A 23,417-nucleotide genomic window follows, 5' to 3' on the forward strand; every position below is an offset into this window, starting at 1 on the left:
CTCTCCATAGGAGAGTGTTAGTTGCAAGAGAGGATCACGATATGCAGATCAGTGGGAGCGCTGCCATCGTCGTCGGCGGCACCGGCGGACTCGGCGAGGCCACCGTGCGTCGCCTGCACGCCGCCGGAGCAAAGGTGGTGGTCGCCGATGTCGCCGACGACAAGGGCAGGGAACTCGAGAAAGAACTCGGCATCCGCTACGTGCACACCGACGCGACCAGTGAGGAGTCGGTGCTCGCGGCCATTGCCGAGGCGGAATCCCTTGGACCGCTGCGCATTTCGGTCGACACCCATGGCGGCCCTGCCACCGGCGGCCGCCTCGTCGGCAAGGACGGATCGCCGCTGGCACTCGACGGTTTCCGCACCACCATCGAGTTCTATCTGACCGCCGTATTCAACGTGCTGCGCCTCTCGGCCGCGGCCATCGCCAAGACCGAGGCACTGGAGGAGGGCGCCCGCGGTGTGATCGTCAACACCGCCTCGATCGCGGGGTACGAAGGCCAAATCGGCCAACTCCCCTACTCGGCGGCCAAGGGCGGCGTCATCGGTATGACCCTGGTGGCGGCCCGCGACCTGTCCCCGCTCGGCATCCGGGTGGTCACCATCGCGCCCGGCACGGTCAACACGCCCGCCTACGGCAAGGCCGCCGACCAGCTGGAGGGCTACTGGGGCCCGCAGGTGCCCTTCCCCAAGCGGATGGGCCGCTCGGTGGAATACGCGCAGTTGGCCCAGTCGATCATCGAGAACAACTACCTCAACGGCGAGGTCATCCGGCTCGACGGCGCGCTGCGCTTCCCACCGAAATGAACGGGCAACCGTACCCCGGCATGGGCGAAACACTCAGCGGCAAGGTCGCATTCGTCGCCGGTGCCAGTCGCGGCATCGGTGCGGCGATAGCCGCCGGGTTGGCCGGAGCGGGTGCGGCAGTGGCCGTCGCAGCGCGCTCGGAAACCGAGGGCAAGCTGCCGGGCACCATCGGTTCGGTCGCCGACCGGATTACGGCCGCGGGCGGAACGGCAATGCCGGTGGCATGCGATGTCACCAGTGAGGAGTCGGTCGAAAATGCCGTGGCCGCAACGGTTTCGGAATTCGGCGGTATCGATATCCTGGTCGCCAATGCGGGCGTGATGTGGTTGGGTCCGATCGAGACCACACCCCTCAAGCGCTGGCAGCTGTGCATGAACGTCAACCTGAACGGCGTATTCCTCACCACCAAGGCCGTCATCCCGCATCTGAAAACCCGCGGCGGCGGCTCGCTCATCGCGATCACCACCACCGGCGTGGATATGATCCGCGGCGCCAACGCGTACTGGGTGTCCAAGGCCGCCGTCGAACGCCTCTACCTCGGTCTGGCCGCGGAACTGAAGGACGACAACATCGCGGTCAACTGCCTGAGCCCGACTCGGGTCGTACTGACCGAAGGCTGGCAGGCCGGAGGCGGTGGCCAGGAGATTCCAGCGAACATGGTCGAGCCGCCGGAAACGATCGCCCGCGCCGCGGTGCTGCTGGCGGGCCAGGATGCCGCCGGTATCACCGGCACGGTGCAGCGTTCGGAAGTGCTGATTCCGCGGGGATGATCGGCGCAAGGCCCCGAAGAAGTATGGTCTTCGGGGCCTTGCGCGGATCACAGCGCTCAGCGATATCAGCCCGGCCGTTGCGCACCTTACTTTGGCGCATGAGGTCGGTCAGCGCGCCGAGGTTCTCCTCCAGATCGGTATCCAAGTCGGGTTTGTGGACTTGGTAGAGGTCGATGTAGTCGGTGCCGAGCCGACGGAGACTGGCCTCGACCGCACGCATGATCCACCGCCGGGAGCCGCCACGCTGGTTGCGGTCCGCGCCCATCGGGTAGAAGCATTTGGTCGCGAGCACCACGTCATGGCCATGGGTGTGGCCGAACTGGGATGGTCGGCCGCATCGAGGCTTATGTGCTGATTGACTCCCACCACCGTGACCCTTACCTGATCAGATCGAATGCACTGTCATGCCGCTGGGCGCCTCGGTCGCCAGCCGATCGCTCTGCTCAGCCCGTCGGCCGGCTGCACCATCACACGACCGGTCAGCCACGCACGCAGCAGGAAGGCGGTAGCCGCCGAACGGTGGACTCGCCTGGATGGCGAACGTCTCTGCCGCCTGTCGCACACAGGCTCATGCTGATTTATCGCGCGGTAGGTGTTGGTCGGCGATGGTTTCATAAGGCGTGCTGATCGAGCAGGGCGAGGTAGGCGTCGAGTTGGGCCGCGCCGGCGAGCAGGTTGCGGCTGCGCGCGGTGAGCCGCTCCTGCCAGGAGTCGAGGAAGGCGCTCAACGCTTCCGCACCGCCCGCCTCGCGCAGCGACTCGATGAACTGCGCGACCTGGTGCAGCAGGTACCCGCCTCGGCGCAGTTGTCGTGCGATCTCGGCGTCGCGCACGCAATCCGGTCCGTATTCGCGGTAGCCCGTTGCCCGGTCGCGTTCGGGGCGCAGGATGCCCTCGGTCTCCCAGGTGCGCAACGTCGCCGGGTGCACGCCGAGCCGGCGCGCGAGTTCGCCCACGGTCAGCGGACGGCCGTTGACAAGGGGCGGTTTCGTGGTGGACAGGCTGTCGAGTGCAGCCGCGACCTCGGTGCGGGTATCGCGTTCGGTGAGCAGCGCGACGTGCGTGGCATCGATTAGCCGGTAGACGGACTCGGTGTCGCCCCGGTTGGTCGCGCGCATGATCTCCGTTGCCTGCTGGTGCCCGTGTCCGCCGCGTAGCGCGAGGAAGGCGCGCAGGGCTTGCGCGTGCAGGGGCGTGTAGCGCCGGTAGCCGGTCTCGCTGCGCTCGGTCGGCGGGAGGATGCCGGCGTCGTCGTAGTTGCGGATCGCTTGCGCGGACAGCCCGTGTTCTCGGGCGAGGTCGATGGGACGCAGCTTTACCTCCGATTGAGGCTTTCATCTATGGATTGCAGGTAGAAGTCTCAGAAGTCTCACCCGAATCTTCAACGATACCGTCGAGGGTAGGTACTTCCGGAAGGGGTGTTCATGTCTACTGCCGCATCACTGCGTGGGATCGGCCGCCAACTCGACGACGCGGCCGGCCTCGGCCGTGCCCTCGACGAACTGCTCGCCGCGCGGCCCGAGCCGCCGGTCCTGCTCGCACTCGGCGAGCCGACCCACGGGATCGAGGCGTTCCCGTTGCTGCGCAACGAAATCCTCGGCCACCTCGTCGAACGGGGGTACCGGTCGATCGTGTTGGAGACAGATGTCTTCGCCGCGTCCGTCGTCGACGACTACGTTGCCGGGGCAACGGCGGAGATCGACACGGTGCTCGCGACCGGGTTCAGCCACGGGTTCGGCGCCGTGCCGGGAAACCGCGAACTCGTCGAATGGCTCCGCGCGCACAATGCCGCCAGCGCGCCGCAGGATCGGGTTCGCTTCTACGGCTTCGACGCGCCGACGGAGTACTCGGGTGCGCCGAGCCCGCGACGCGCACTGTCCTCGGTCATCGAGTACCTGCCCGCGGCCCTGCGGCCCGAATCAGTCCACGACCTCGACACGCTGCTCGGCGAGGACACGGACTGGACGAACCCGGCGGCCATGTTCGATCCGGCAGCCTCCATCGGCGACACCGCCCGCGCCCGCGCCCTGCGCATCGTCGCCGACGACCTCGCCAGCACGCTGCGCCGCGCGGCACCCGACCTGCACCGCGCCGATCCGACCGGCTACGCCCACGCCGTCGCGTACGCGCGCACCACCCAGGGCCTGCTGCGCTATCACGCGGCCATGGCGAGTCCAGCCCCTGATCGCATCGCGACGCTGGTCAGCCTGCGCACCGAGATGATGGCCGAGAACCTGCTCGCGATCGTCGCGCAGGAGCAGCGACGCGGACCGAGCCTGGTGTTCGCGCACAACCTCCACCTCCACCTGCAACGCACGCAGTCGGACGGCGAGGACAAGGTGAGCTGGGGAAACGCTGGAGCGCTCGTAGCGCTCACCCTCGGCGAGCGCTACGCGTTCCTGGCAACCGACGCCAACCCCGACAGCGATCCCGGCACCCTCCAGGGCATGTTGGCCGAGGCGACCACCCGCCGCGCCCTGTTCCCGACACCGGCCCTGCGCGCCGCGCTTCCCCCGTCGATCGGCCCTGGCGAACCGATCCTGCCCGGCCACATCCCGCTCACCCCAGCAGAATTCGACGGCGCCGACGCGGTCATCTTCATCGCCGACACCGACGGAAAACGGTATCAGTACTGGTAGCAGCCACCGCCGGAGAGGATCCGCCAGCCCCCGGGCGTGCACGGCGCAGCGTCCACAGACAACCGATCGCCTGAAGACCGAGAATGCATTGTGAGAGGCGTACTCTCGACGTCTACTGCCACCAATACATTCTCGACGGCCGCCCACGAGCACGGTGTGCGGCACGGCGGTGAAAATGACTGCGGCTCAGTGGAATCGCGGTGGCAGGTCGAAGAGCCGGGACACCTCCTCGAACTGGTGGGCAACCAAGTGTGCGATGCGGCCGCCGCCAATGGTGAAGACCTGCAAGGTGTGCAGCATGTAGCCGCCGTCGGCGTTGCGGACGTAGGTCGCCGATGCGGGGCCACCGTTGGCGCCGATCGGCACCAATTGTCAATCGGTGCCGCGGGTGTCGAAGACCCGGGTACCTCCTCGAGACACCCTGCCGAACTTTCTGTATCGCGAGCGATGAATCGGGCATGGCCCGCTGGTAGGTACTCGTGAGCCGCTGACCGTGGCCACGAACCGAGGAGAAACCATGACCGACACCGAATTGCACACCGACCGCGAGGCCGTCCTCGACGTCCTGAACAACCTCTACCGTGCCTGGGCAGACAATGATGCCGACGCTTTCGTCGCCGACTACGATCCCGACGCCACCTCCATCCTGCGCGGCGTGTTCAACTCCGGCCGCGACGCCGTCCGAGACCGGATGGCCGCCGGCTTCGATGGCCCGCTGCGCGGCTCGAAAACCCTGGACGAACCCCAACTCGTCCGTTTCCCCACCCCCGATACCGCCATCGTGGTCAGCCGCAGCGCCATCCTCATGGCAGGCGAATCCGAAGCGCCCGCCGACCGCTGGGTCCTGGCGACCTGGACCCTGATCCGCCGGGACAACCGCTGGCTGCTCACCGCCTACCACAACTGCCCGGCCCAGTAACGCAACGTCGTTCGGCAGTCAGGTGAGCGGGTGACCCCGGCGGCGGTAGTGCGATAGACGAGCTCGGTGCTGTCGGCATAGCCGCCGGCACCGAGCCTCAGCGCTCGAACGCAGGTCGAGCCGCCCCCAAAGGGATTCCCGCTCAGGGCTGTCGAGGGAAATTGTCGGTGTCGCTGTCGTCGGTAATGTGCGGGCGTGAGCCGTACTCACTCGTCTCGTATGGCGCGATCTTAATGAAGGGGGCATTCCTGCCACTGTCGGGGATGCTGTGCCAGCAGTCATGCTCTTAGTGTTCGCAGGAAACGTACGAAACAAAAGGAACGCACTCCATGATCGTCCGTTCACTGACAGAGATCATCGGCACCGAGCGCGAAGTGAAGGGCCCCACGTGGACCAGCCGTCGGCTGGTGCTCGCCAGGGAGAAGGTCGGCTTCTCCTTGAACGACACCGTGGTTGACGCGGGCACCGAGATCAAGATGTGGTACGCCGACCACGTCGAGGCCGTCTACGTCATCGAGGGCCGGGGCGAACTGGTCGACGACGAGACCGGTGAAAGGCACCGCCTCGAGCCCGGCATGATGTATCTGGTCGACGCACATCAGCATCACACCCTGCGCGCCGACACCGAGTTCCGCGCGGTCTGCGTGTTCAACCCGCCGCTCACCGGTCGCGAGGTCCACGACGAGAACGGCGCCTTTCCACTGCTGACAGAAGAGGATCAGTGAGCGACACCGCTGCCCACGGGGACGAGCCGCTACGCGGTTTCGCCAGTGACAACAACGCTTCCGTGCACCCGGACATCTTGGCGGCGCTGGCCGCCGCCAACGAGGGCCACCAGCCGGCGTATGGCGATGACGTCCACACCGCCCGGCTGCGCGAGCTGATCAAGGACCATTTCGGCGAGCGCGCCGATGTCTACCCGGTCTTCAACGGCAGCGGCGCCAATGTGGTTGGGCTGCAGGCGATGTGCGACCGATGGAGTGCGGTGGTCTGCCCGGAGTCCGCGCACATCAACCTGGACGAGTGCGGCGCACCCGAGAAAGTGGCCGGGCTCAAGCTCATCCCGGTGCAGACCCCGGATGGCAAGCTGACGCCGGAGCTGCTCGACCGGTACGCGTGGGGGTTCGGCGATCAGCACCACGCCCAGCCCAAGGTTGTCTCCATTACCCAGAGCACCGAGCTCGGCACCCTCTACACACCCGGCGAGATCGCGGCCATCGGCGCGCTGGCGCGCGAACGCGACATGCTGCTGCACGTGGACGGCGCCCGGCTGGCCAACGCGGCCGCCGCGCTCGATATGCCGTTGCGTGCGTTCACCACTGACGTCGGGGTGGATGTGCTGTCATTCGGCGGCACCAAGAACGGCCTGATGCTCGGCGAGGCGATCGTGGTGCTGAACCCGGACGCGGTGCGCGGCGTGACCTATCTGCGTAAAGCCGGTCTGCAGTTGGCCTCCAAGATGCGGTACGTGTCGGCGCAGTTCGTCGCACTGCTGGAGGGCGACCTGTGGCTGCGTAACGCCCGGCACGCCAATGCGATGGCGGCGCGGCTGGCCACGGCGGTCGCCCCGGTGACCGGCGTCGAGATCGTACGGCCGGTCCAGGCAAACGCCGTCTTCGCCGTACTGCCTCGCGAGGTCACCGAGCGGCTGCAGAAACTGTTCCGCTTCCACACCTGGGACGAACGCACCGGCGAGGTCCGTTGGATGTGCTCGTTCGACACCACCGAGGCCGACGTGGACGCCTTCGCGGCCGCCATCGCCCGGGAGATGACCGGTTGAACAGGAGGCCTTGCGCGAACCTCACCGCTTTGCGGTGAGCCTGGCGATGTTGGCCCGGAAGTCCTCGCTCTGGAATGTCAGATCCTCGGCCGCCAGGGCGTAGTCGAGTGTGGCCAGCACGGCATGCTCCAGTTGCAGGTTGAGCACGCGCTTGGTGCTCTCCACCGCCTGCTGTGGAAGTTCGAGCATCCGCTGGGCGCACGCCAGCGCCTCGGCGACCGGATCTTCGACGACGTGGTTGGCCAGACCCATCTCGCGTGCCCTGGCGGCGGGGATCCGCGCGCCGGTGATCGCGTATTCCTTGGCCAGCAGCATGCTGGTGTGCAGGGGCCAGGTGAGGGGGCCGCCATCGGCGGCGACCAACCCGACCTGCACGTGCGGGTCGGCCAGATACGCGGTTTCGGCGATGTAGACCATGTCGCTCAACGCGACAAGGCTGCAGCCGAGGCCGACTGCCGGACCATTGACCGCGGCGATCACCGGGATCCGGCAGCGGGCCATGCCGAGCACGATGTCACGGCCGTCGGCAATTGTCTTGGCGCGCAGAGCGCTATCGCGGCTGAGTTCTTCGAGGTAGGTGAAATCGCCACCCGCGGAGAAGGCCCGCCCCGCGCCGGTCAGCACCGCTACCCGTGCCCCGCTGTCCGCGCTGAGCCGCGGCCACAGCCGGGCGAGCCCAGCATGCAGCGGATCGTTGACGGCGTTGAGGGCATCGGGCCGGTTCAGCGTGATGATCCGTACCGGCCCCTCGGCCCGGACTTCGATTTCGGCTGGCATGTCGTACATTTCAAACTCCCAATCCCAGGATGCGCGCAGCGATGATGTTCTTCTGTATCTGCGAGGTGCCGCCCATGACGCTCTGTGCGCGGCTGTAGAAGTAGGACCCGAGCAGTTCCGGATCGCGGGTGCCGCCGACGGCCAACGCCGCATGGCCGACCGCTTGGTCGACCCAGGTCATGAGCAGCTTGTCCAGCGACCCGTCGGGCCCGTGGGTGACGCCGTCGAGCTGTTCGGAGAGTCGGCGCCGCACGTGCAGGCGCAGCATCTCGGTCTGCACCGCTGCCCAGGCGAGTTCCTCGGGTGCCTTGCCCTCGACACGAGCGGCCAACTGGCGCACCAGTTTTCCGTATCGAGCCGCGAATCCCAGAGTGGACGGCTCACGTTCGTGTCCGACGACGGTCATCGCCAGCTTCCAGCCCTCCCCGGGTGCACCGACCAGCTGATCCGCGGGCACGATCGCACCGTCGAATTCCACCTGACCGAATTCCCGGGTCACGCCGCTGATCATCTGCAGTGGCCGCTGCTGCACACCGGGCTGCTTCATCGAGATGATGAATGCCGAAATGCCTTTGTGCCGTGGCGCATCCGGATCGGTACGCGCCAAGACCAGGCACCAGTCCGCGACATCGGAATAGCTGGTCCATATCTTGTGGCCAGTGATGACGTAGTGGTCGCCCTCACGCGTCGCGGTGGTCGTCAGCGCGGCCAGATCCGAACCGGCCCCCGGCTCGCTGAAGCCCTGGCACCAGCGCTCGGTGCCGTTGATCATGCCGGGCAGGAACCGTTGCTGCAGTTCCTTGCTCGCGTGCCGTCCGAGGCCTGCGACCAGGTAGCCGAGACTGGGCCGTGGCGGCGCACCTGCGATCGCCAATTCCTCGTCCAGGATGACGTCGTAGACCGGTGAAAGGTCGTGGCCACCGAATTCTCGCGGCCAGGACAGGCCGAAGAATCCGGCCGCGTAGAGCGCCTGATGCCATTCGCCCTGCCGCGCCCAGTATTCGTCACCGGAGGTCGGAAAGGTCCCGGCCACCTCGGCCAGCCAGGCGCGCAGCCGGTCCCGGAATTCGGCCTCCTGCGGTGCGTCACGAAAGTCCAAGGTCGATCTCCTCCAGGCTGACGGGGAACAATTCGGTCGAGGTCAGGGCCCGGCGCAGGTATACGTGCGCGAGGCACTCCCAGGTATTGCCGATGCCGCCGTGCACTTGAATCGCGGTCTCGCATACCGTCCGCGCGGCCCGCGCGCAGTACAGCTTCGCGATCCGCGCCGCACGCATCGACTCGGCGTGCGGCAATTCGTCGACCGACCAGGCCGCGTGCCGCGCGACACTGATCGATCCCTCGATCAGTGCCTGGCTCTCGGCGAGCAGGTGCGCGACCGCTTGATACGAGCCGATCGTATTGCCGTACTGCGCACGGACTTTCGCGTATTCGACGGCGAGAGACTGCGCGCCGCGGGCGACACCGACCAGATCGGCGGTGGTGGCCACCAGCGCCAAGGCCTGCCACTGGGCCACCTGATCGGCGGACAGTTCGCCGAGGAAGTCGGGTCGACCGGTGAGCTCCGCGTCGACCCTGGTGAGATCCGCACCGGGGAGTTCGGCACCGACCCCGCCGACGAGCAGCTGCCAATCATCGATCACCAATGCTCGATCGGCGCCGTGCGCGTCGATCGCCCGGTCCGTAACCGCGACGGTCCAACGCTGACCGTCATCGGCCGGACCGCGCAGATCATCGGCCAGTACCGGTCCCAGGAACGGCACATCGACCAGTCCGCGCCCGAACTCCTCGGCCACGATCGCCACCTCGACTCCGGAGGCGCCGTCCGAACGCAGTGCCCGCCAGCCGGTCTGGTCGACCGCCTTCTCCAGCCGGGTCACCCGCGCCGCGTCGTCGAGGTCGAGTACCGAGCCGGGGCCGAGGTCATCGGCCAATTTCGCGGCGGCGTCCCGCAATTGTCGCTGTTCACTCGTGAGACGAACGTCCATACTGCTCCTTGAGAATTCGGCGCAACACCTTGCCGGAGGGCAGGCGCGGGATTTCGGGGACGAACACCACATGGCGCGGTCGCTTGTATCCGGCCAGCCGGTCGCCGACCAGTGCGATGAGTTCGTCGTCGGTGACCGCCGCGGTGCGGGCGACGGCCGCGACGATCGCTTCCCCATCGGCGGGGTCGGCGATGCCGAACACCGCGCAGTCGCCCACCGCGGGATGTCCGTGCAGTACTGCCTCGATTTCGGCGGGGGCCACCTGGAAGCCGCGGACCTTGATCATTTCCTTGGATCGGTCGGTCAGCTGGACCCAGCCGTCGGCATCGATTCGGCCGATATCACCGGTCCGGTACCAGCCGTGGTCGAAGGCTTCCGCCGTTGCATCAGCCGGTAGATATCCGGCCATGAGCGACGGCGACCGCGCCTGGATTTCACCGATCTCGCCGGGGCTCACCGTTTCTCCGGTCGTCGACACCACCCGCAGTTGCACGCCCGGCGCCGCTTTTCCGACGCTGTCGTACCGCATGTCCCCGATCGGACTGCACGCGATAACCGGCAGTTCGGTGGTTCCGTACGCGGGCAGCCAGCCGACACCGGTTCGGGCGGTGACGGTTTCGGCGACGGCCGCGGTGACCGGCGTTGCACCCCACATGATGTAGCGCAGCGAGGACAGGTCATAGGACTCGAGTTCGGGATGCGCGGCCAGCGCCAGAGCGATGGGCGCGACGGCCATCTCGATCGTGATCCGATCCTCGGCGATGCACCGCAGCATCCGTTCCAGGTCGAAGCGCCGGTGCAGCCGCATCCAGGCGCCCGCCTCCAGCACGGTGACGATATTGAGCAGCCCCAGGATGTGTGAGGGCGGCGTGACGATCTGCAAGCGGTCGTAGGAGTTCAGCTCCAGGACTCGGGTCCAGTGCCGCACCGCCGCGGCGAGCGATGCGTGGGTGTGCCGCACCGCCTTCGGCAATCCGGTAGTGCCAGAACTGAATACGAGCACCGCGTCGGATTCCGGACCGGGTTGTCCGAAGGTGTGTGTCAGCGGTGTGATCGGATCGTCGAGGTGGCGGGTCGGCATCAGCTCGGCCAATACCGGCGCATCGCCGAGTGCGTACGCCGGTTCGGTCAGCGCCAGGGCATGTTCGACCTCGGCACGCTTCCAAGCCGGACTGATCAGCACGGGTGTCGCGCCCAGTAGCCATGTCGCCAGCACTGCGACCACGAATTCCGGCCGGTTCGTCGACATCAGCGCGACGCGATGCCCGGCGCGCACACCCCGCGCCACCAACTCCACGGCCAGACCTCCAGCCAGCCGATCCAGCTGCCGGTACGTGTATGCGCGGTCCTCGAACGCGAGGGCGACCGGTTCCGCGCGCGCGGTCGCGGCAGGGCCGGCACCGCGGCGGCTGTCGTTCGACCCCATATGAGAAGATCCTGTCTCGTCCGAGAGAATACAATTCTCCCTGTACTAGAATCTTAATACCAGGAGGAGGCAGTTCATGGCGAGACCCCCGTTATTCCAGCGCGCGACCGTAACGCGGATCGTTAAAGAGAGCGCCGACGCGCGCACCTATGTGCTCGACCCGCACGACGGGCCGATCGCTTATCAATCCGGGCAGTTCTGCACGTTCCGAGTCCACGTCGACGGCAAGGACCTGTTCCGCTCCTATTCGATGTCGAGTGCGCCGGAAACCGACCGCGAACTGATGACCACGGTCAAGCGCGTGCCCGGCGGACAGGTCTCGAACTGGCTGCACGACAACGTGGTCGAGGGCGACGAACTCGAGTTGACCAGGGCTGCGGGCCGATTCTGTCTGCGCCCCACCGAGGCACCGCTGCTCGGATTCAGCGGCGGCAGCGGCATCACGCCGATCCTGTCGCTGGCCAAGAGCGCGCTGGCGAGCACCGCCAGGAAAGTTCGGCTGCTGTGCGCGGACCGCGATCGGGAGTCGGTGATCTTCGAGGCGGTACTCGCCGAAATGGTCGGCCGCTACCCGGGGCGGCTCGAGGTGATCCGCCACCTCGACGCCGACGGCGGCTTCCTGACCCCCGACGCGATCCGCGATTTCGTCGGTGCGGACGGCGGCGGCGACAGCTACATCTGCGGACCCGAGGCCTTCATGGAGATGATCGAGAACGCCCTGCCCGGACCGGGTCTGGTGTTCAGCGAACGATTCGGCGCCCCGGCCCCGGCGCTGCCCGCTACCCCCGCGGCCGTCGAAACCCCTCCGACCACAACCCCGGTCGCAACCGTCGAAACCCCCACGGCTACAACCCCGGTCGCGACCACCGACAACACTGTCACGATCATCCTGAACGGCAAAAAGAAGTCGGTTCCGCGCAAGGACGGCGAAACACTGCTCGACAGCGCCCGCCGCGCCGGTCTGACACCCCCGTTCTCCTGCGAGGCCGGAAACTGCGCCACCTGCATGGCCAAGGTGACGAAAGGCCATGCCACGCTGCGCCGCAACGACGCGCTGACCGACGACGAACTCGCCGAAGGTTATGTCCTCACCTGCCAAGCCGTGCCGGATACGGACTCCATCACCGTCGACTACGAGTGATCGATAGCCAACGATCTCTGGCTGACTACGAGATCGCGGAGCGGCCCGGGTCGGCGTCGACGGGCGCCGTTCCCGCCCGTGCTTCCGATAATTTTCGGCTTGCAACCCAACTTTTCTCGATCGGCCGGTTGATGTCGGTGTCGGTGTCCGAACGAAACTCCCGTTCCAGGAGGTCTGTTGTGGTGATCGCGGCCGCGGCGCTCACTCTCACCGCCGCGTCCGCGTGCAGCAGCGTCGTCGACCATTTCAATGGCCCCTACGATCCCCGTACTGCAAAGGTCGGCGACTGCTTCGATGGAAAGCTCTGGCACAAACCGAAATAGGCTGCGACAGCGGGTGCGAGCATTCGGCCGTCTTACGCCGAGCGATGTTCCTGGACGCGGCGAAGCCATTCGGTGATGAGCGCCTTGACGAGGTCGCCCTGCTCGTGCGGGAGCGCGTGCCCGGCGCGGTCCAGCACCGCGAACGTGCCGCGGGGATAGTGCTCGACCAGATCCCAGTGGCCTGCGAATCCAATTGAGGAGTCCTGGCGCCCGGCGATGATAAGGGTTGGGTTGGGGTACGGCGGTCCGTCCTCGGGGCCGGAGCTCAGCCGCCAGCGTTCGCCGATCCGCGCCATCGCGGTTTGGTCCGCCAAGGGGATGGCGGGAGCCACACAATGCTGGAACCGCTCTTGCATGGCGGGTGTGTGCACCACGAAGTAGGCCTCGAATTCGGTGCGGTCGTCCGGGCTCAGAACGTCGCCGAGGTCGCCTGCGGAGTACACCACCTGGTGTGCGGGAATGTCGCGCGGGTCCTCGATGAGGGGGCAGATGACGGTGAGCCCGCTCACCTGATCGCGGCGTCTGTTCGCGACCGCTCGGGCAAAGTAGCCGCCGGCGGAATGACCGACAACCAACAGATTTCGATCACCGATCACAACATCGATCACCCCGAGGACGAGCTCGACCACATCGTCGGAGCTATTGATCGTTTCGGGCGCCGGAGTGCGCCCCATCCCCGGGAGATCCAGATAAATCCGCCGATAATCAGGCATGTCACCGAAGATTGGCTCCATCGTCCCGACCATCTCACGATGATCCACCCCCGAACCGTGCATCATCAATATCGGCGTCCCGTTGCCGTATTCGACGTAATGCACGGAAACGCCGTTGACGTCGCACTCCATATCGACACCCTAATCAGCTGGGGTGCGCGGTCGCGCATGGCGGTGTGCGGGCTCGACCGGCTGGCCGCGGCTCTCGAGTTCGGCGACGGAGTCGAAGTGGTCGTGTGCGGGCATTGCGATCCCCCGAGCGCCTACACCTTGCGCTCGTGAACCTGGGGACCCGGTCAACGCCGGAAAGCTCAGCGCTTCGACTCTGCAGCGGAGCCGGACGCGATGTCGTCGGCCAGCGGCGCAATAGCCCCGATGATCTGCTCCACCAATGCCGTCGGCACCTCGGCGGTGGTCAGCGCATCGGTCAGATGCCCAGCCACGAGGTTGAAATGGTGCATCGTGATGCCACGGCCTTGATGGACCTGCTTCATCGGGGCACCAGCGTAGGGGCCGGGGCCGCCGAGCGCGGCGGAGAAGAACTCGACCTGACGCCCCTGCAACCGAGACATGTTCGTTCCGGTGAAGAACGGCGCCAGCTGGTCATCGGCGAGGACGCGGACGTAGAAGTCCTCGACTACCGCCTCGAGCGCCTCCTGCCCTCCGATCTGCTCGTAGATTGTGCCGGGCTCGACTACCGCGGCCGCCCCGGACTTGGACTTGAACCATGATGTGATATCCATGCATTCAGGACAGCACCGGTCGGTTTCCGTCCCGTTAGTCGGCTGTCGCAGCCCGTTTTCCATTCATGGCCTGTGCATTTCACGGAACTCACAGCAGGCAGCCGCACCTGTGAGCAATGTTTCGAACGTGACTCATCCTGGGGCAACGTACGGACTCTCGGTGCCACTCGGACACCACAGGCCCGACTACTCCTCGTGCTCGCCGAGCACCGGCGGCGGACCGTACTGCGGCTGGTACCCCGCTATCCGGATCGGACTGCCGATCAGCCGGTAATCGCCTACGGTGACAATGGTTTCGGGGGTGGCGGCCAGGGCCTCTGGCAGGGTGCGGACCGCGGCGGCCGGGATGCCGAGCGGGTGCAGGCGAGATTCCCAGCCGGAGGCGGTGTCGGTGGCCAGGGCCGCGGTCACCGCGGAGAGCACCTCGTCGCGGTGGGCGGCCCGCTCGGCCATCGTCTCGAATCCGTCGACACCGGCCTCGGCAGCGAAGACCTTCCAGAAGCCGTCATGGGTGATGAACAGCGCGAGGTGGCCTTCGGCGGTCGGAAAGAGCTGTGCCGGAACGTAATACGAATGTGCGCCGAACTTTCGGCGTTGCGGTTGTTTGCCGTCGTTGAGATAGGCCGACGCATGGTAGTTCAGCTGCGAGAGCATCACGTCGTAGAGCGAGACGTCCACCTGCCCGCCCCGGCCGGAAACGATCTGGGCGAGCAGGCCGAGGGCGGCGGTGAGGCCGGTCGAGTTGTCCGCCGACGAATACCCGGGCAACGTGGGCGGCCCCTGCGGATCGCCCGTCATCGCCGCGATGCCCGTCGCCGCTTGGATCACGTAGTCGAATGCGGGGTCGTCACCGCCGTCCAACCCGAAGCCCGTGATCGCCACGCAGACGATGCGCTCGTTGAATTGCCGCAGCGACTCATAGGTCAGGCCGAGCCGCCGAATGGCCGACGGCTTCAAATTCACCAGTAGCGCATGCGATTCCGCGACGAGTTCGGCGAGCCGACGCTGGCCGGCGGGGCTGGTCAATTCGAGTCGGATACTGCGCTTGCCGCGATTGAGGCTGGCGAAATAGGAGTCGCCGACCTGCCGCGAGATCTCCCCGTTCAGCGGTTCGATCTTGGTCACCTCGGCGCCGAGATCGGCGAGCATCATCGTGGCGTAGGGACCGGCGAGCATGGTGCCGACCTCGAGTACCCGGATCCCCGCCAACGGCCCCGCGGACTCGCCGGACACCGTTCGGCTCACGACCGCGCCTCGCTGGCGCTCGGCTCCGTCGTGCGCCATTGCACGCCGTGTCGATGGTTCACTCGCTGACGCCCGCTCACCGCAATTCCCTCGCCAGTTCGGCGATCATCTCCCGGGTGCGGCGCTTGGAGGCGATGAGTTCGTCGCGGGTGTCGCCGATCGGCAACAGCCGCACCGACAGATCCGTGGCGCCGGCGTCGGCGAAGCGCCGCAGTCCCGCCGCGATCGCCCGCTCGTCGCCCGCGACGCAGATATCACCGATATCGCGGGCCGAACCCTGTTCCAGCAGCCGCTGATAGTTCGGCGAGACCTCGGCCTCGCCGAGAATCCGGTTGGCCCGCGCCTTGGCCTCGTCGACCTCCGACGGCGCGCACAGGCACACCGGTAGCCCGGCGATGATGCGTGGTGCGGGCCGCCTGGCGTCGGCGGCGGCCTTGGTGATCTTCGGGACGACATGGTCGGCCACCGCGCGCTCGTCGGCCATCCACAAAATGGTGCCGTCGGCCTGTTCCCCGGCGATGCGCAACATGACCGGTCCGAGCGCGGCGATCAGCACCGGTACCGGCGCTACCGGGCCGAGGTCGAGCGGATTGTGCACGGTGAAGGTGTCGTTTTCGATATCGACCTGACCGGGTCCGCGCAGACCGGCGTTCAATACGTCCAGGTAGTCGCGGGTGTAGGCCGCCGGTTTCGTATAGGGCAGCCCGAGCATGTCCTGCACGATCCAGTGGTGCGAGGGGCCGACACCGAGTGCGAGCCGACCACCGGCTGCGGCCTGCGCCGAAAGCGCTTGGCGGGCAAGGGCGATCGGATGTTGCGCCTGCAATGGCACAACCGCGGTGCCCAATTCGATGCGGGTGGTCTTCATGCCCATCAGCGCGATGGTGATCAGCGCGTCGAAATCGGTGGGTATCTGCGGAATCCACGCGGTGTCCAGTCCCGCGGATTCGGCCCATTCGATATCGTCGAGCATCCTGCTGAGCTTGCGGGCGGAGTCCCCCTTCTCCGGCCCGATCATCACTCCGATTCGCACGAATTCCTCCAGTTTCCAAGCTCTTCCAGACGACGGCTGCCGCCCAGGATCACGACGGTGTCGCGGTTTCGGTCTCGGGGACGGCAGTCGGCGGAGCCGACGGGGTGGGTAAGCACAGCGCGCGGATCTCGGTGACCAGCGTCTCCAGCGCAGTGCCGGTCGGAAAGACCGCGGCCGCACCGGCTTCCAGCAATCGCGGCACATCCGCCTGCGGGATAGTGCCGCCGACCACCACCGCGATATCCCCGGCGCCGGCGGCCCGCAGCGCGTTCACGACGCGCGTCGTCATCGACACATGTGCGCCGGACAGGATGCTCAAACCGACCACGGCGACGTCTTCCTGCAGCGCGATCGACACGATGTCCTCCACGCGCTGACGGATGCCGGTGTAGATGACCTCGAACCCGGCATCGCGCAGGGTGCGGGCGACGATCTTGGCGCCGCGGTCGTGACCGTCCAAACCCGGTTTGGCGACGAGTACGCGTGCGGGCATCAGAACACCACCGGCTGCTGGAATTCGCCCCATACCGACTTCAGTGCGGCGGTCATCTCGCCGACCGTGCAGTACGCGTTGGCGCAGTCGATCAGATTGTGCATCAGGTTTCCGTCTCCTTCGGCGGCATGCGACAAAGCGGTGAGACAGGCACGCACCGCAGCGGGATCTCGTTCGGCCTTCACCCGAGCCAGGCGCTCGAGCTGCAATTCCCGCCCCTTGGCATCGAGTTCATAGGTGCCGATATCGGGTGCGGGCTCGTCGGAGACGAATCGATTCACCCCGACCACCGGGCGCGAACCCGACTCCACCTCCTGATGCAGCCGGTAGGCCTCGTCGGCGATCAGACCCTGCAGATATCCGTCTTCGATGCAGCGCACCATGCCGCCGTGCTGCTCCAGATCGATCATGATCTCGACGATGCGGGCCTCGGTGGCGTCGGTGAGCGCCTCGACGAAGTAGGAGCCGCCGAGTGGATCGGCCACCCGCGTCACACCGGTCTCATAGGCGAGGATCTGCTGGGTGCGCAGGGCCAGCGTCGCCGACTCCTCGCTCGGCAGCGCGAACGGTTCGTCCCAGGCCGCGGTGAACATCGACTGTACCCCGCCGAGCACCGAAGCCATCGATTCGTAGGCGACCCGCACCAGATTGTTCTGGGCCTGCGGCGCGTACAGCGACGCGCCGCCGGCGACACAGCCGAACCGGAACATCGACGCCTTGTCCGTGCTCGCGCCGTAGCGCTCGCGCACCAGGGTGGCCCAACGACGTCGGCCCGCACGGTATTTCGCGATCTCCTCGAAGAAGTCGCCGTGGGTGTAGAAGAAGAACGAGATCTGCGGCGCGAATTGGTCGATCGTCATCCGGCCGCGTTCCACCACGGTGTCGCAGTAGGTCACGCCGTCGGCGAGGGTGAAGGCCATCTCCTGCACCGCGGTCGCCCCGGCGTCGCGGAAGTGCGCGCCCGCCACCGAGATCGCGTTGAACCGCGGCACCTCGGCGGCACAGAACTCGATGGTGTCGGCGATCAATCGCAGCGACGGTTCCGGCGGCCAGATCCAGGTGCCACGCGAGGCGTATTCCTTGAGGATGTCGTTCTGGATGGTGCCCGTGAGCTTTTCCCGTGGCACGCCCTTTTTCTCCGCGGCCGCCACATAGAACGCCAACAGGATCGCCGCGGTGCCGTTGATGGTGAAGCTGGTGCTGATCTTGTCCAGCGGGATGCCGTCGAAGAGCACCTCGGCGTCGGCGAGCGTGTCGACGGCGACGCCGACCCGGCCGACTTCCTCGCTCACCTCGGGATCATCAGAGTCATAGCCGCACTGCGTCGGCAGATCCAATGCCACCGACAATCCGGTGCCGCCCTGGCCGAGCAGATACCGGTAGCGCTGATTGGACTCCTCCGCGGTGCCGAAGCCCGAGTACTGCCGGAACGTCCACAACCGACCCCGGTAGCCGGAGGCGAAGTTGCCACGCGTGAAGGGATATGCGCCCGGCTGGGGCGGATCGGCACGCCGGTCTTCCGGTCCGTAGACCGGCTCGAGCGGGATACCGGACGAGGTCTGCACTTGGTCGTTCATCAGTGAATACGCTACTTGCCAAAAAAGAGAATGCCAATACCATCTGAAGCGAGTGAGTTCTCACAATCCGTTTCCCCGAGGAGCACGATGCCCGAGCAGCACCGACCGTTGACCGACCGCACCATGGTGATTTCCGGCGCCAGCCGCGGTATCGGACTGGCCATCGCGGTCGCCGCCGCCCGCCGGGGCGCCAACGTGGTGCTGCTGGCCAAGACGGCCGAACCGCATCCACGGCTGCCCGGCACCGTCTATACCGCGGCCGCCGAAATCGAGGCCGCCGGCGGCAAGGCCGCCGCCGTGGTGGGTGATGTGCGCCGTGAGGAGGATGTGCAGCGGGTGGTGGGCACCGCGCTGGAACGCTTCGGCGGGATCGATATCTGCGTCAACAACGCCAGTGCCATCGCGACCGACCCGACCGAGCGGTTGTCGCCCAAGAAGTTCGATCTGATGATGGACATCAATATCCGCGGAACCTTCCTGCTGACCCAGTCCTGCGTGCCGCACCTACGCAATTCGGCCAACCCACATGTGCTGACCATCGCGCCGCCGGTGAATATGAACCCGCGCTGGCTCGGCGCGCACCCGGTCTACACGCTGTCGAAGTACGGAATGACACTGCTGTCGCAGGGCTGGGCCGTCGAATACGCCAACGCCGCAATAGCATTCAACTGCCTGTGGCCCGAGACCTTCATCGCCACCTCCGCGGTGGCCAACCTCGACGACGGCACGAATCAGCTCGCGGCCGCGCGCAGTCCGGAGATCATGGCCGATGCCGCGATCGAGATCGTGTCCCAGCCCGCGCCGGAGATCACCGGAAACTGCTTCATCGATGCCGAGGCGGTGACGCGATTCGGCGTCGTCGAGGACCTGTCCCGCTACGGCGGCGGCGCGCACCCGACACCGGACCTGTTCCTCGACTGATCGCCGAAAGGATTGCCGGATATGACAATCGATCCCGACCAACGGGCGCGCTACGAGGCCGGATTACAGGTCCGCCGCGAGGTCGTCGGCGCCGACTACGTCGACCGGGCGCTGGCCGCCGCGACCGACTTCTCCGAGCCGCTGCAGGATCTGGTCACCGAATACTGTTGGGGCGCGGTGTGGACCCGCCCCGGCCTGGACCGCCGGGCCCGGTCGATGATCACCCTGGCAGTGCTGACTTCGCTCAACCGTGCCACGGAATTCGCCACGCACGTACGCGCCGCATTGACCAACGGCGTCACCCCGGACGAGATCCGGGAGGTGCTGCTGCACGCGACGGTCTACGCCGGTGTCCCGGCCGGAGTCGAGGCCTTCCGAATCGCCGAACCGATCCTGCAGGAGCACGCCGATGCCTGAACGCGCCACCGGACACATCGCCTTTCTCGGCCTCGGCACCATGGGCGCGCACATGTCGCGGCGGTTGGTGGCGGCGGGTTTCGACGTCGTCGGATTCGACCCGTCCGAGCACGCCCGTGACGGCTTGGCCGCGGTCGGCGGACGGGTCGCGACCACCGCCGCCGCAGCAGCCGCCGGGGCCACCCACCTGATTCTCATGCTGCCCAGTTCCGCCGTCGTCGAATCGGTACTCGGCGACGAGCAGGTCCTGACCGCCTTGGGCTCGGACGCGATCGTGATCGATATGAGCTCATCCGAACCGGAGTCGACGCGGCGGCTGGCCACCGCACTGGCCGCGCGTTGGATCACGCTGATCGACGCACCGGTGTCCGGCGGTGTGCGCGGGGCGGCGGACGGTACCCTGACGATCATGGTCGGGGGTCCGGAAGACGCTGTCGCCCAGATTGATTCGGTGCTGGCGCCGCTGGGCAAGCTACGGCGCATAGGCGCATCGGGGGCCGGTCATGCCGTCAAGGCGATCAATAATCTGCTCGCCGCGGTCAACCTGCTCGCCGCCGCCGAGGGGGTCGCGGCCGGGCGCCGTTTCGGCCTGGACCCCGCCGTGATCGTCGAGACCATCAACGCCGCCAGCGGCCGCAGTGCCGCAACCGAACTCAAGTTCCCGCAGGCGATTCTGCCGGAAACCTTCGACTCCGGATTCGGGCTCGCACTCATGCTCAAGGACATGCGCATCGCCACCGATCTGGCGGCCTCGCTCGGCATACCGGCCGCACTCGGCGAACGCGCCGTCGAGCTGTGGACGCGCGCCTCGGCCGACCTCGGTCCGAGCGCCGACCAAACCGATATCGCGCGCTGGGCGGACGCGCAGTCCGCGAAACATTGAGGCCAACACCATGAATACGCCCATCCGATTCTCGGTCGTCGACGTGCTCCACTACTTCGGCAAGTGCCCGCGCTGCGGTTATTCCGCCACCGCGTCGGCGATGATCCAGACCTTCGCCGACGGCGCCACCGAATCACAACTCGTCGCCACCTGCGCGCAACCGTGCGGGTGGAGCGGCCCGGTGGCGCTGACCACGATGACCGACGCCCGGTCCGATTGACTCGGATTCACCACCGCTGCACGGCGCTCGGCGCGGCGATGGCCGCGTTCTCCGCGGCCAGCACCACCGTCGGGATCACGACGATGGCGCGAACTCCGCCGTAGTCGGATTCGGTCAGGCGCACCGAGATGCCGTGCCGAATCCCCAACCGAGCCACCACGAACAGCCCGAGCCGCGAATCCGACGATAGTGTCGCGACGCTGAAATCCGGTGGGTCGGCGAGCACTTCGTTGGCCGGCTCCAGTTCCGAATCCGACATGCCCATGCCCTGATCGCTGATCACCACGACAACCCCCGTGCCGATCAGCGATCGATGCCGAACCCTGGTCCATACCGTCCAGTAGTCGGTTGTAGAAGGCATAGGCGTCGGCGATCGGTAGCCGACCGGCATCGATCTCACTGCGCAGCTCCGGTAACCGAGCCTTCAACTGGTCGAAGGCCGTCACCACATCTCCCAACGTGCTGCCGCCCACACGTCGCAACGCGGCTTCGGTGACTTTCCAGCGACTTCAGCGTGGAGTCGAACCGCATACGGGCGGCGGCCAGTGCACCGGGATCGATGACCTCGCCTGCCAGCTGGGACACCGACAGCAGTCGCTCCTGTTCCACGGCCAGGACCAATTCGCGCGTCGGGGGGAGGTGGCCGTCCAGCGTGCGCGCGAAGTCCTCGGCGTGCCGCCCGTCGTTGAACAGGTAGATCGACGTACCCACCCCGACGCAGATCAGCAGCAGGCTGGGTACCAGCGCAATGACAAGAATCCGTGTCCGGATCCCACGAAATCGAGCCTTCAACATCGCGATAATATAACTTACATATTCGAGAATGGCATTCTCGAGAATGTACGCCGACTCAAAGCACACGGAGGACCCGATGCGATTTATCCTGCATTACCCTGAGACCACCGGCTACGACGGTGACATGCTCGATGTCGGCGCACTGCACGACGTGGCGATCGCGGCCGAACGATCCGGATTCGACGGACTGTCACTGAGCGAGCACCCTGTTCCGGGCGCCCGATGGCTGGCTTCCGGCGGACATCAGACGCTCGATCCGTTCGTCGCACTCGGCTATGTCGCAGGTGTGACCGAACGTCTGCGGCTGATCACCTATCTCGCGGTGCTGCCCTACCGCAATCCGTTCCTGCTGGCGAAGGCGGCGGCAACGCTGGACAAACTGTCGGGCGGGCGCGCGATCATCGGCCTGGGCACCGGTTATCAGAAGAGCGAATTCCATGCTCTCGGAGTCGATTTCGATGAGCGCAACGCACTTTTCGACGAGGCGCTGGACGTGCTGCCGCTGCATTGGAGCGGCGAGCCGTTCAGCCATCGGGGCCGCCATTTCAGCGCCCGCGACGTGATCGCCCGGCCGCGGCCGGTGCAGAATCCGATCCCGATCTGGATCGGCGGCAATTCGAAACTGAGCCGCCGCCGGGTCGCCGCGCGCGCACAAGGCTGGATCCCGATGACCGGCGGCGCCGAGCTGAGCACCTCGGCCCGCACACCGGAACTCGGCACGCTCGACCAGCTCGCCGCGAAGATGGCCGAGGTGCGATCGGCGGCCCAGGACGCGGACCGGTCCGAGCACATCGATCTGGTGTACTCCTACCCGGACGCGAGCATCGCCACCCCGGCGGTGGATGCCGATCGGCACCGCGAAGCCTTCGCGGCGTTGGACAAGGCCGGCGTCGACTGGATCGTCGTCTCCTGTCGTACACGCGAGCCCGGCGCGCTATTCGACTTCATCTCGGAATTCGGCGCGACCTACCTGACCGCGCCCGAATCCTAGGCTTCGCCGCCGATCATCGCGGCCGGCTCAGCACCTTATCCGCCGCCGCCCAGTGCTCATCCGAAACCCAAAGCTGTGCAAAGGCATTCACCGCTTCCGCCGGGGTAACCCCGGACAGCACCCGCTTGATCTCACCCGCGGGCGCGTTGGCCAGCGAGCGAGCCAGTGCCAGCCAACCTTCCTCGAACGACGCACGGGGCAGCACCCGGTCCACCAGGCCGACGTGTTCGGCCTCGGCGGCGTCGAGCACGGTGCCCGAACCCGCGAGCAGCAGTGCTCGACTCCGGCCGACCAGCGCGCCGAGCCGCTCGGCGCCGCCCCAGGCGGGCATGATCGCCAGCGCGACCTGATTGAACGCGATCTTGATGTCGTCGGCGGCGACCCGGATGTCCGCGGCGACCGCGACTTCGGCGCCGCCACCGAAGGCGTGGCCGTTCATTGCGGCGATCACCGGTGCGGGAAAGTCCGCGAGGCGATCGCAGATGCCCCGCATCCGCCAGGCCATCTCCTCGGCGGCCTCGACGGTCCGAATCGCACTGAGCTGCTTGAGATCTCCGCCCGAGACGAATGCCTTGTCCCCAGCTCCCCGGATAACCAGCGCCCGAGCCCCCTCGGCCGCATCGAGGGCCTTCTCGAGCTGGTCCATCGTCTCCGGCGCGATGGCGTTGCGCGCCTGCGGGCGATCGATGGTGACGACCGCAAGCCCGTCGCTCAGCTCGAGTTCCACCATTTCAGTTCTCCGATCAAGATATTGGCATTCTTCTTTTAGGAGAATAGTATATTCGAAGCGGCAGCCCCCGACACTCATCCCGTAACC

The 23,417-nt window shown here is 66.7% G+C and carries 27 protein-coding genes and 2 pseudogenes; 13 read left to right on the forward strand and 16 right to left on the reverse strand.

The features are described 5' to 3' along the window. Positions 1-41: 41 nt before the first annotated feature. A complete protein-coding gene (locus tag ACFYOW_RS08715; RefSeq protein ID WP_387285844.1) occupies positions 42-806 on the forward strand; it encodes an SDR family NAD(P)-dependent oxidoreductase in 765 nt (254 codons plus the stop codon). A 20-nt stretch (positions 807-826) separates the two neighbouring features. After that, a complete protein-coding gene (locus ACFYOW_RS08720; protein ID WP_387285847.1) occupies positions 827-1,576 on the forward strand; it encodes an SDR family NAD(P)-dependent oxidoreductase in 750 nt (249 codons plus the stop codon). Between the two features lie 79 nt (positions 1,577-1,655). Here ACFYOW_RS08720 and ACFYOW_RS08725 read toward each other — a convergent pair. After that, positions 1,656-1,874 (reverse strand): annotated as a pseudogene (locus ACFYOW_RS08725) (aldo/keto reductase); the annotation flags it as partial. A gap of 313 nt (positions 1,875-2,187) precedes the next feature. Then, positions 2,188-2,889, reverse strand: coding sequence for a TioE family transcriptional regulator (locus tag ACFYOW_RS08730; RefSeq protein WP_387286091.1), 702 nt, complete (start codon positions 2,887-2,889; stop codon positions 2,188-2,190). Positions 2,890-3,000: 111 nt separating this feature from the next. Between ACFYOW_RS08730 and ACFYOW_RS08735 the strand changes: the two genes are divergently transcribed. Further along, positions 3,001-4,215 (forward strand): erythromycin esterase family protein, encoded by a 1,215-nt coding sequence (locus ACFYOW_RS08735; protein ID WP_387285848.1) that lies wholly within the window; start codon positions 3,001-3,003, stop codon positions 4,213-4,215. 186 nt (positions 4,216-4,401) lie between these two features. On the opposite strand, the gene ACFYOW_RS08740 is transcribed toward ACFYOW_RS08735, so the two are convergent. Then, a complete protein-coding gene (locus ACFYOW_RS08740) occupies positions 4,402-4,581 on the reverse strand; it encodes a hypothetical protein (protein WP_387285850.1) in 180 nt (59 codons plus the stop codon). 151 nt (positions 4,582-4,732) lie between these two features. On the opposite strand from ACFYOW_RS08740, the gene ACFYOW_RS08745 reads away from it, so the two are divergent. From ACFYOW_RS08745 to ACFYOW_RS08755, 3 genes are all read left to right on the forward strand, one after another. Next, positions 4,733-5,134: an SgcJ/EcaC family oxidoreductase gene (locus tag ACFYOW_RS08745; RefSeq protein ID WP_387285852.1), complete on the forward strand. Its 402-nt coding sequence runs from the start codon at positions 4,733-4,735 to the stop codon at positions 5,132-5,134. A 329-nt stretch (positions 5,135-5,463) separates the two neighbouring features. Continuing rightward, a complete protein-coding gene (locus ACFYOW_RS08750; RefSeq protein ID WP_387285854.1) occupies positions 5,464-5,859 on the forward strand; it encodes an ectoine synthase in 396 nt (131 codons plus the stop codon). Beyond that, positions 5,856-6,914 (forward strand): threonine aldolase family protein, encoded by a 1,059-nt coding sequence (locus tag ACFYOW_RS08755; RefSeq protein ID WP_387285856.1) that lies wholly within the window; start codon positions 5,856-5,858, stop codon positions 6,912-6,914. The genes ACFYOW_RS08750 and ACFYOW_RS08755 overlap by 4 nt, the downstream gene beginning before the upstream one ends. A 21-nt stretch (positions 6,915-6,935) precedes the next feature. Here the strand turns inward: ACFYOW_RS08755 and ACFYOW_RS08760 are convergent, their stop codons facing one another. The 4 genes from ACFYOW_RS08760 to ACFYOW_RS08775 are packed head-to-tail and all read right to left on the reverse strand — an operon-like array spanning position 6,936 to position 11,105. After that, entirely contained in the window at positions 6,936-7,700 is a 765-nt protein-coding gene (locus tag ACFYOW_RS08760) for an enoyl-CoA hydratase/isomerase family protein (RefSeq protein WP_387285858.1), read from the reverse strand. Between the two features lies 1 nt (position 7,701). Further along, positions 7,702-8,790: an acyl-CoA dehydrogenase family protein gene (locus ACFYOW_RS08765; RefSeq protein ID WP_387285860.1), complete on the reverse strand. Its 1,089-nt coding sequence runs from the start codon at positions 8,788-8,790 to the stop codon at positions 7,702-7,704. Further along, on the reverse strand, positions 8,777-9,679 hold the full coding sequence (locus ACFYOW_RS08770; protein ID WP_387285862.1) for an acyl-CoA dehydrogenase family protein: 903 nt from the start codon (positions 9,677-9,679) through the stop codon (positions 8,777-8,779). The genes ACFYOW_RS08765 and ACFYOW_RS08770 overlap by 14 nt, the downstream gene beginning before the upstream one ends. Continuing rightward, the gene (locus tag ACFYOW_RS08775; protein WP_387285864.1) at positions 9,657-11,105 is read right to left on the reverse strand and encodes a class I adenylate-forming enzyme family protein; all 1,449 of its coding nucleotides are present in this window, start codon (positions 11,103-11,105) and stop codon (positions 9,657-9,659) included. Before ACFYOW_RS08775 ends, ACFYOW_RS08770 begins: the two co-directional genes overlap by 23 nt. A 76-nt stretch (positions 11,106-11,181) precedes the next feature. On the opposite strand from ACFYOW_RS08775, the gene ACFYOW_RS08780 reads away from it, so the two are divergent. Both ACFYOW_RS08780 and ACFYOW_RS08785 read left to right on the forward strand, forming a co-directional pair. Then, the gene (locus tag ACFYOW_RS08780) at positions 11,182-12,246 is read left to right on the forward strand and encodes a 2Fe-2S iron-sulfur cluster-binding protein (RefSeq protein WP_387285866.1); all 1,065 of its coding nucleotides are present in this window, start codon (positions 11,182-11,184) and stop codon (positions 12,244-12,246) included. Beyond that, complete coding sequence (locus ACFYOW_RS08785) at positions 12,243-12,569, forward strand: hypothetical protein (RefSeq protein WP_387285868.1); 327 nt, start codon at positions 12,243-12,245, stop codon at positions 12,567-12,569. Before ACFYOW_RS08780 ends, ACFYOW_RS08785 begins: the two co-directional genes overlap by 4 nt. 32 nt (positions 12,570-12,601) lie before the next feature. Here the strand turns inward: ACFYOW_RS08785 and ACFYOW_RS08790 are convergent, their stop codons facing one another. From ACFYOW_RS08790 to ACFYOW_RS08815, 6 genes are all read right to left on the reverse strand, one after another. After that, entirely contained in the window at positions 12,602-13,414 is an 813-nt protein-coding gene (locus ACFYOW_RS08790) for an alpha/beta fold hydrolase (protein WP_387285870.1), read from the reverse strand. Between the two features lie 179 nt (positions 13,415-13,593). Beyond that, positions 13,594-14,025, reverse strand: a complete 432-nt coding sequence (locus tag ACFYOW_RS08795) for a group 1 truncated hemoglobin (protein ID WP_387285872.1) — start codon at positions 14,023-14,025, stop codon at positions 13,594-13,596. 186 nt (positions 14,026-14,211) lie between these two features. Then, entirely contained in the window at positions 14,212-15,270 is a 1,059-nt protein-coding gene (locus ACFYOW_RS08800) for a CaiB/BaiF CoA transferase family protein (protein ID WP_387285874.1), read from the reverse strand. Between the two features lie 76 nt (positions 15,271-15,346). Continuing rightward, complete coding sequence (locus tag ACFYOW_RS08805) at positions 15,347-16,303, reverse strand: TIGR03564 family F420-dependent LLM class oxidoreductase (RefSeq protein ID WP_387285876.1); 957 nt, start codon at positions 16,301-16,303, stop codon at positions 15,347-15,349. 49 nt (positions 16,304-16,352) lie between these two features. Beyond that, positions 16,353-16,796 carry a cobalamin B12-binding domain-containing protein gene (locus ACFYOW_RS08810; protein ID WP_387285878.1) on the reverse strand — a complete coding sequence of 148 codons (444 nt, stop codon included), beginning with the start codon at positions 16,794-16,796 and terminating at the stop codon, positions 16,353-16,355. Then, positions 16,796-18,373 carry a methylmalonyl-CoA mutase family protein gene (locus ACFYOW_RS08815; protein ID WP_387285880.1) on the reverse strand — a complete coding sequence of 526 codons (1,578 nt, stop codon included), beginning with the start codon at positions 18,371-18,373 and terminating at the stop codon, positions 16,796-16,798. The genes ACFYOW_RS08810 and ACFYOW_RS08815 overlap by 1 nt, the downstream gene beginning before the upstream one ends. An 87-nt stretch (positions 18,374-18,460) precedes the next feature. Between ACFYOW_RS08815 and ACFYOW_RS08820 the strand changes: the two genes are divergently transcribed. Genes ACFYOW_RS08820 through ACFYOW_RS08835 form a run of 4 tightly spaced genes read left to right on the forward strand, consistent with a single transcriptional unit; the run spans position 18,461 to position 20,814 of the window. Next, positions 18,461-19,294, forward strand: a complete 834-nt coding sequence (locus ACFYOW_RS08820; RefSeq protein ID WP_387285882.1) for an SDR family oxidoreductase — start codon at positions 18,461-18,463, stop codon at positions 19,292-19,294. Between the two features lie 21 nt (positions 19,295-19,315). Next, positions 19,316-19,711 carry a 4-carboxymuconolactone decarboxylase gene (pcaC, locus tag ACFYOW_RS08825; RefSeq protein ID WP_387285884.1) on the forward strand — a complete coding sequence of 132 codons (396 nt, stop codon included), beginning with the start codon at positions 19,316-19,318 and terminating at the stop codon, positions 19,709-19,711. Further along, a complete protein-coding gene (locus tag ACFYOW_RS08830; protein WP_387285886.1) occupies positions 19,704-20,594 on the forward strand; it encodes an NAD(P)-dependent oxidoreductase in 891 nt (296 codons plus the stop codon). The genes pcaC and ACFYOW_RS08830 overlap by 8 nt, the downstream gene beginning before the upstream one ends. 10 nt (positions 20,595-20,604) lie before the next feature. Next, positions 20,605-20,814 carry a hypothetical protein gene (locus ACFYOW_RS08835; RefSeq protein WP_063047811.1) on the forward strand — a complete coding sequence of 70 codons (210 nt, stop codon included), beginning with the start codon at positions 20,605-20,607 and terminating at the stop codon, positions 20,812-20,814. 7 nt (positions 20,815-20,821) lie between these two features. Here the strand turns inward: ACFYOW_RS08835 and ACFYOW_RS08840 are convergent, their stop codons facing one another. Both ACFYOW_RS08840 and ACFYOW_RS08845 read right to left on the reverse strand, forming a co-directional pair. Further along, complete coding sequence (locus tag ACFYOW_RS08840) at positions 20,822-21,175, reverse strand: hypothetical protein (protein ID WP_387286100.1); 354 nt, start codon at positions 21,173-21,175, stop codon at positions 20,822-20,824. Between the two features lie 25 nt (positions 21,176-21,200). Next, positions 21,201-21,287, reverse strand: a pseudogene (locus tag ACFYOW_RS08845) (hypothetical protein); the annotation flags it as partial. 398 nt (positions 21,288-21,685) lie between these two features. On the opposite strand from ACFYOW_RS08845, the gene ACFYOW_RS08850 reads away from it, so the two are divergent. Then, positions 21,686-22,600, forward strand: coding sequence for an LLM class F420-dependent oxidoreductase (locus ACFYOW_RS08850; protein ID WP_387285888.1), 915 nt, complete (start codon positions 21,686-21,688; stop codon positions 22,598-22,600). Positions 22,601-22,613: 13 nt separating this feature from the next. Here ACFYOW_RS08850 and ACFYOW_RS08855 read toward each other — a convergent pair whose 3' ends face one another. Continuing rightward, positions 22,614-23,330: an enoyl-CoA hydratase/isomerase family protein gene (locus ACFYOW_RS08855; protein ID WP_387285890.1), complete on the reverse strand. Its 717-nt coding sequence runs from the start codon at positions 23,328-23,330 to the stop codon at positions 22,614-22,616. Positions 23,331-23,417 lie beyond the last annotated feature (87 nt).

Origin of the sequence: Nocardia sp. NPDC006982, from assembly GCF_042869435.1 — a bacterium.
GTDB lineage: Bacteria > Actinomycetota > Actinomycetes > Mycobacteriales > Mycobacteriaceae > Nocardia.

What these genes read in the sequence shown, in the direction of transcription:
- ACFYOW_RS08715 (WP_387285844.1), top strand. Translation starts at nt 42, where the DNA reads ATGCAGATCAGTGGGAGCGCTGCCATCGTCGTCGGCGGCACCGGCGGA.
- ACFYOW_RS08720 (WP_387285847.1), top strand. Translation starts at nt 827, where the DNA reads ATGGGCGAAACACTCAGCGGCAAGGTCGCATTCGTCGCCGGTGCCAGT.
- ACFYOW_RS08735 (WP_387285848.1), top strand. Translation starts at nt 3,001, where the DNA reads ATGTCTACTGCCGCATCACTGCGTGGGATCGGCCGCCAACTCGACGAC.
- ACFYOW_RS08745 (WP_387285852.1), top strand. Translation starts at nt 4,733, where the DNA reads ATGACCGACACCGAATTGCACACCGACCGCGAGGCCGTCCTCGACGTC.
- ACFYOW_RS08750 (WP_387285854.1), top strand. Translation starts at nt 5,464, where the DNA reads ATGATCGTCCGTTCACTGACAGAGATCATCGGCACCGAGCGCGAAGTG.
- ACFYOW_RS08760 (WP_387285858.1), bottom strand. Translation starts at nt 7,700, where the DNA reads ATGTACGACATGCCAGCCGAAATCGAAGTCCGGGCCGAGGGGCCGGTA.
- ACFYOW_RS08770 (WP_387285862.1), bottom strand. Translation starts at nt 9,679, where the DNA reads ATGGACGTTCGTCTCACGAGTGAACAGCGACAATTGCGGGACGCCGCC.
- ACFYOW_RS08775 (WP_387285864.1), bottom strand. Translation starts at nt 11,105, where the DNA reads ATGGGGTCGAACGACAGCCGCCGCGGTGCCGGCCCTGCCGCGACCGCG.
- ACFYOW_RS08780 (WP_387285866.1), top strand. Translation starts at nt 11,182, where the DNA reads ATGGCGAGACCCCCGTTATTCCAGCGCGCGACCGTAACGCGGATCGTT.
- ACFYOW_RS08790 (WP_387285870.1), bottom strand. Translation starts at nt 13,414, where the DNA reads ATGGAGTGCGACGTCAACGGCGTTTCCGTGCATTACGTCGAATACGGC.
- ACFYOW_RS08795 (WP_387285872.1), bottom strand. Translation starts at nt 14,025, where the DNA reads ATGGATATCACATCATGGTTCAAGTCCAAGTCCGGGGCGGCCGCGGTA.
- ACFYOW_RS08810 (WP_387285878.1), bottom strand. Translation starts at nt 16,796, where the DNA reads ATGCCCGCACGCGTACTCGTCGCCAAACCGGGTTTGGACGGTCACGAC.
- ACFYOW_RS08815 (WP_387285880.1), bottom strand. Translation starts at nt 18,373, where the DNA reads ATGAACGACCAAGTGCAGACCTCGTCCGGTATCCCGCTCGAGCCGGTC.
- ACFYOW_RS08820 (WP_387285882.1), top strand. Translation starts at nt 18,461, where the DNA reads ATGCCCGAGCAGCACCGACCGTTGACCGACCGCACCATGGTGATTTCC.
- pcaC (WP_387285884.1), top strand. Translation starts at nt 19,316, where the DNA reads ATGACAATCGATCCCGACCAACGGGCGCGCTACGAGGCCGGATTACAG.
- ACFYOW_RS08830 (WP_387285886.1), top strand. Translation starts at nt 19,704, where the DNA reads ATGCCTGAACGCGCCACCGGACACATCGCCTTTCTCGGCCTCGGCACC.
- ACFYOW_RS08835 (WP_063047811.1), top strand. Translation starts at nt 20,605, where the DNA reads ATGAATACGCCCATCCGATTCTCGGTCGTCGACGTGCTCCACTACTTC.
- ACFYOW_RS08840 (WP_387286100.1), bottom strand. Translation starts at nt 21,175, where the DNA reads ATGCCTTCTACAACCGACTACTGGACGGTATGGACCAGGGTTCGGCAT.
- ACFYOW_RS08850 (WP_387285888.1), top strand. Translation starts at nt 21,686, where the DNA reads ATGCGATTTATCCTGCATTACCCTGAGACCACCGGCTACGACGGTGAC.
- ACFYOW_RS08855 (WP_387285890.1), bottom strand. Translation starts at nt 23,330, where the DNA reads ATGGTGGAACTCGAGCTGAGCGACGGGCTTGCGGTCGTCACCATCGAT.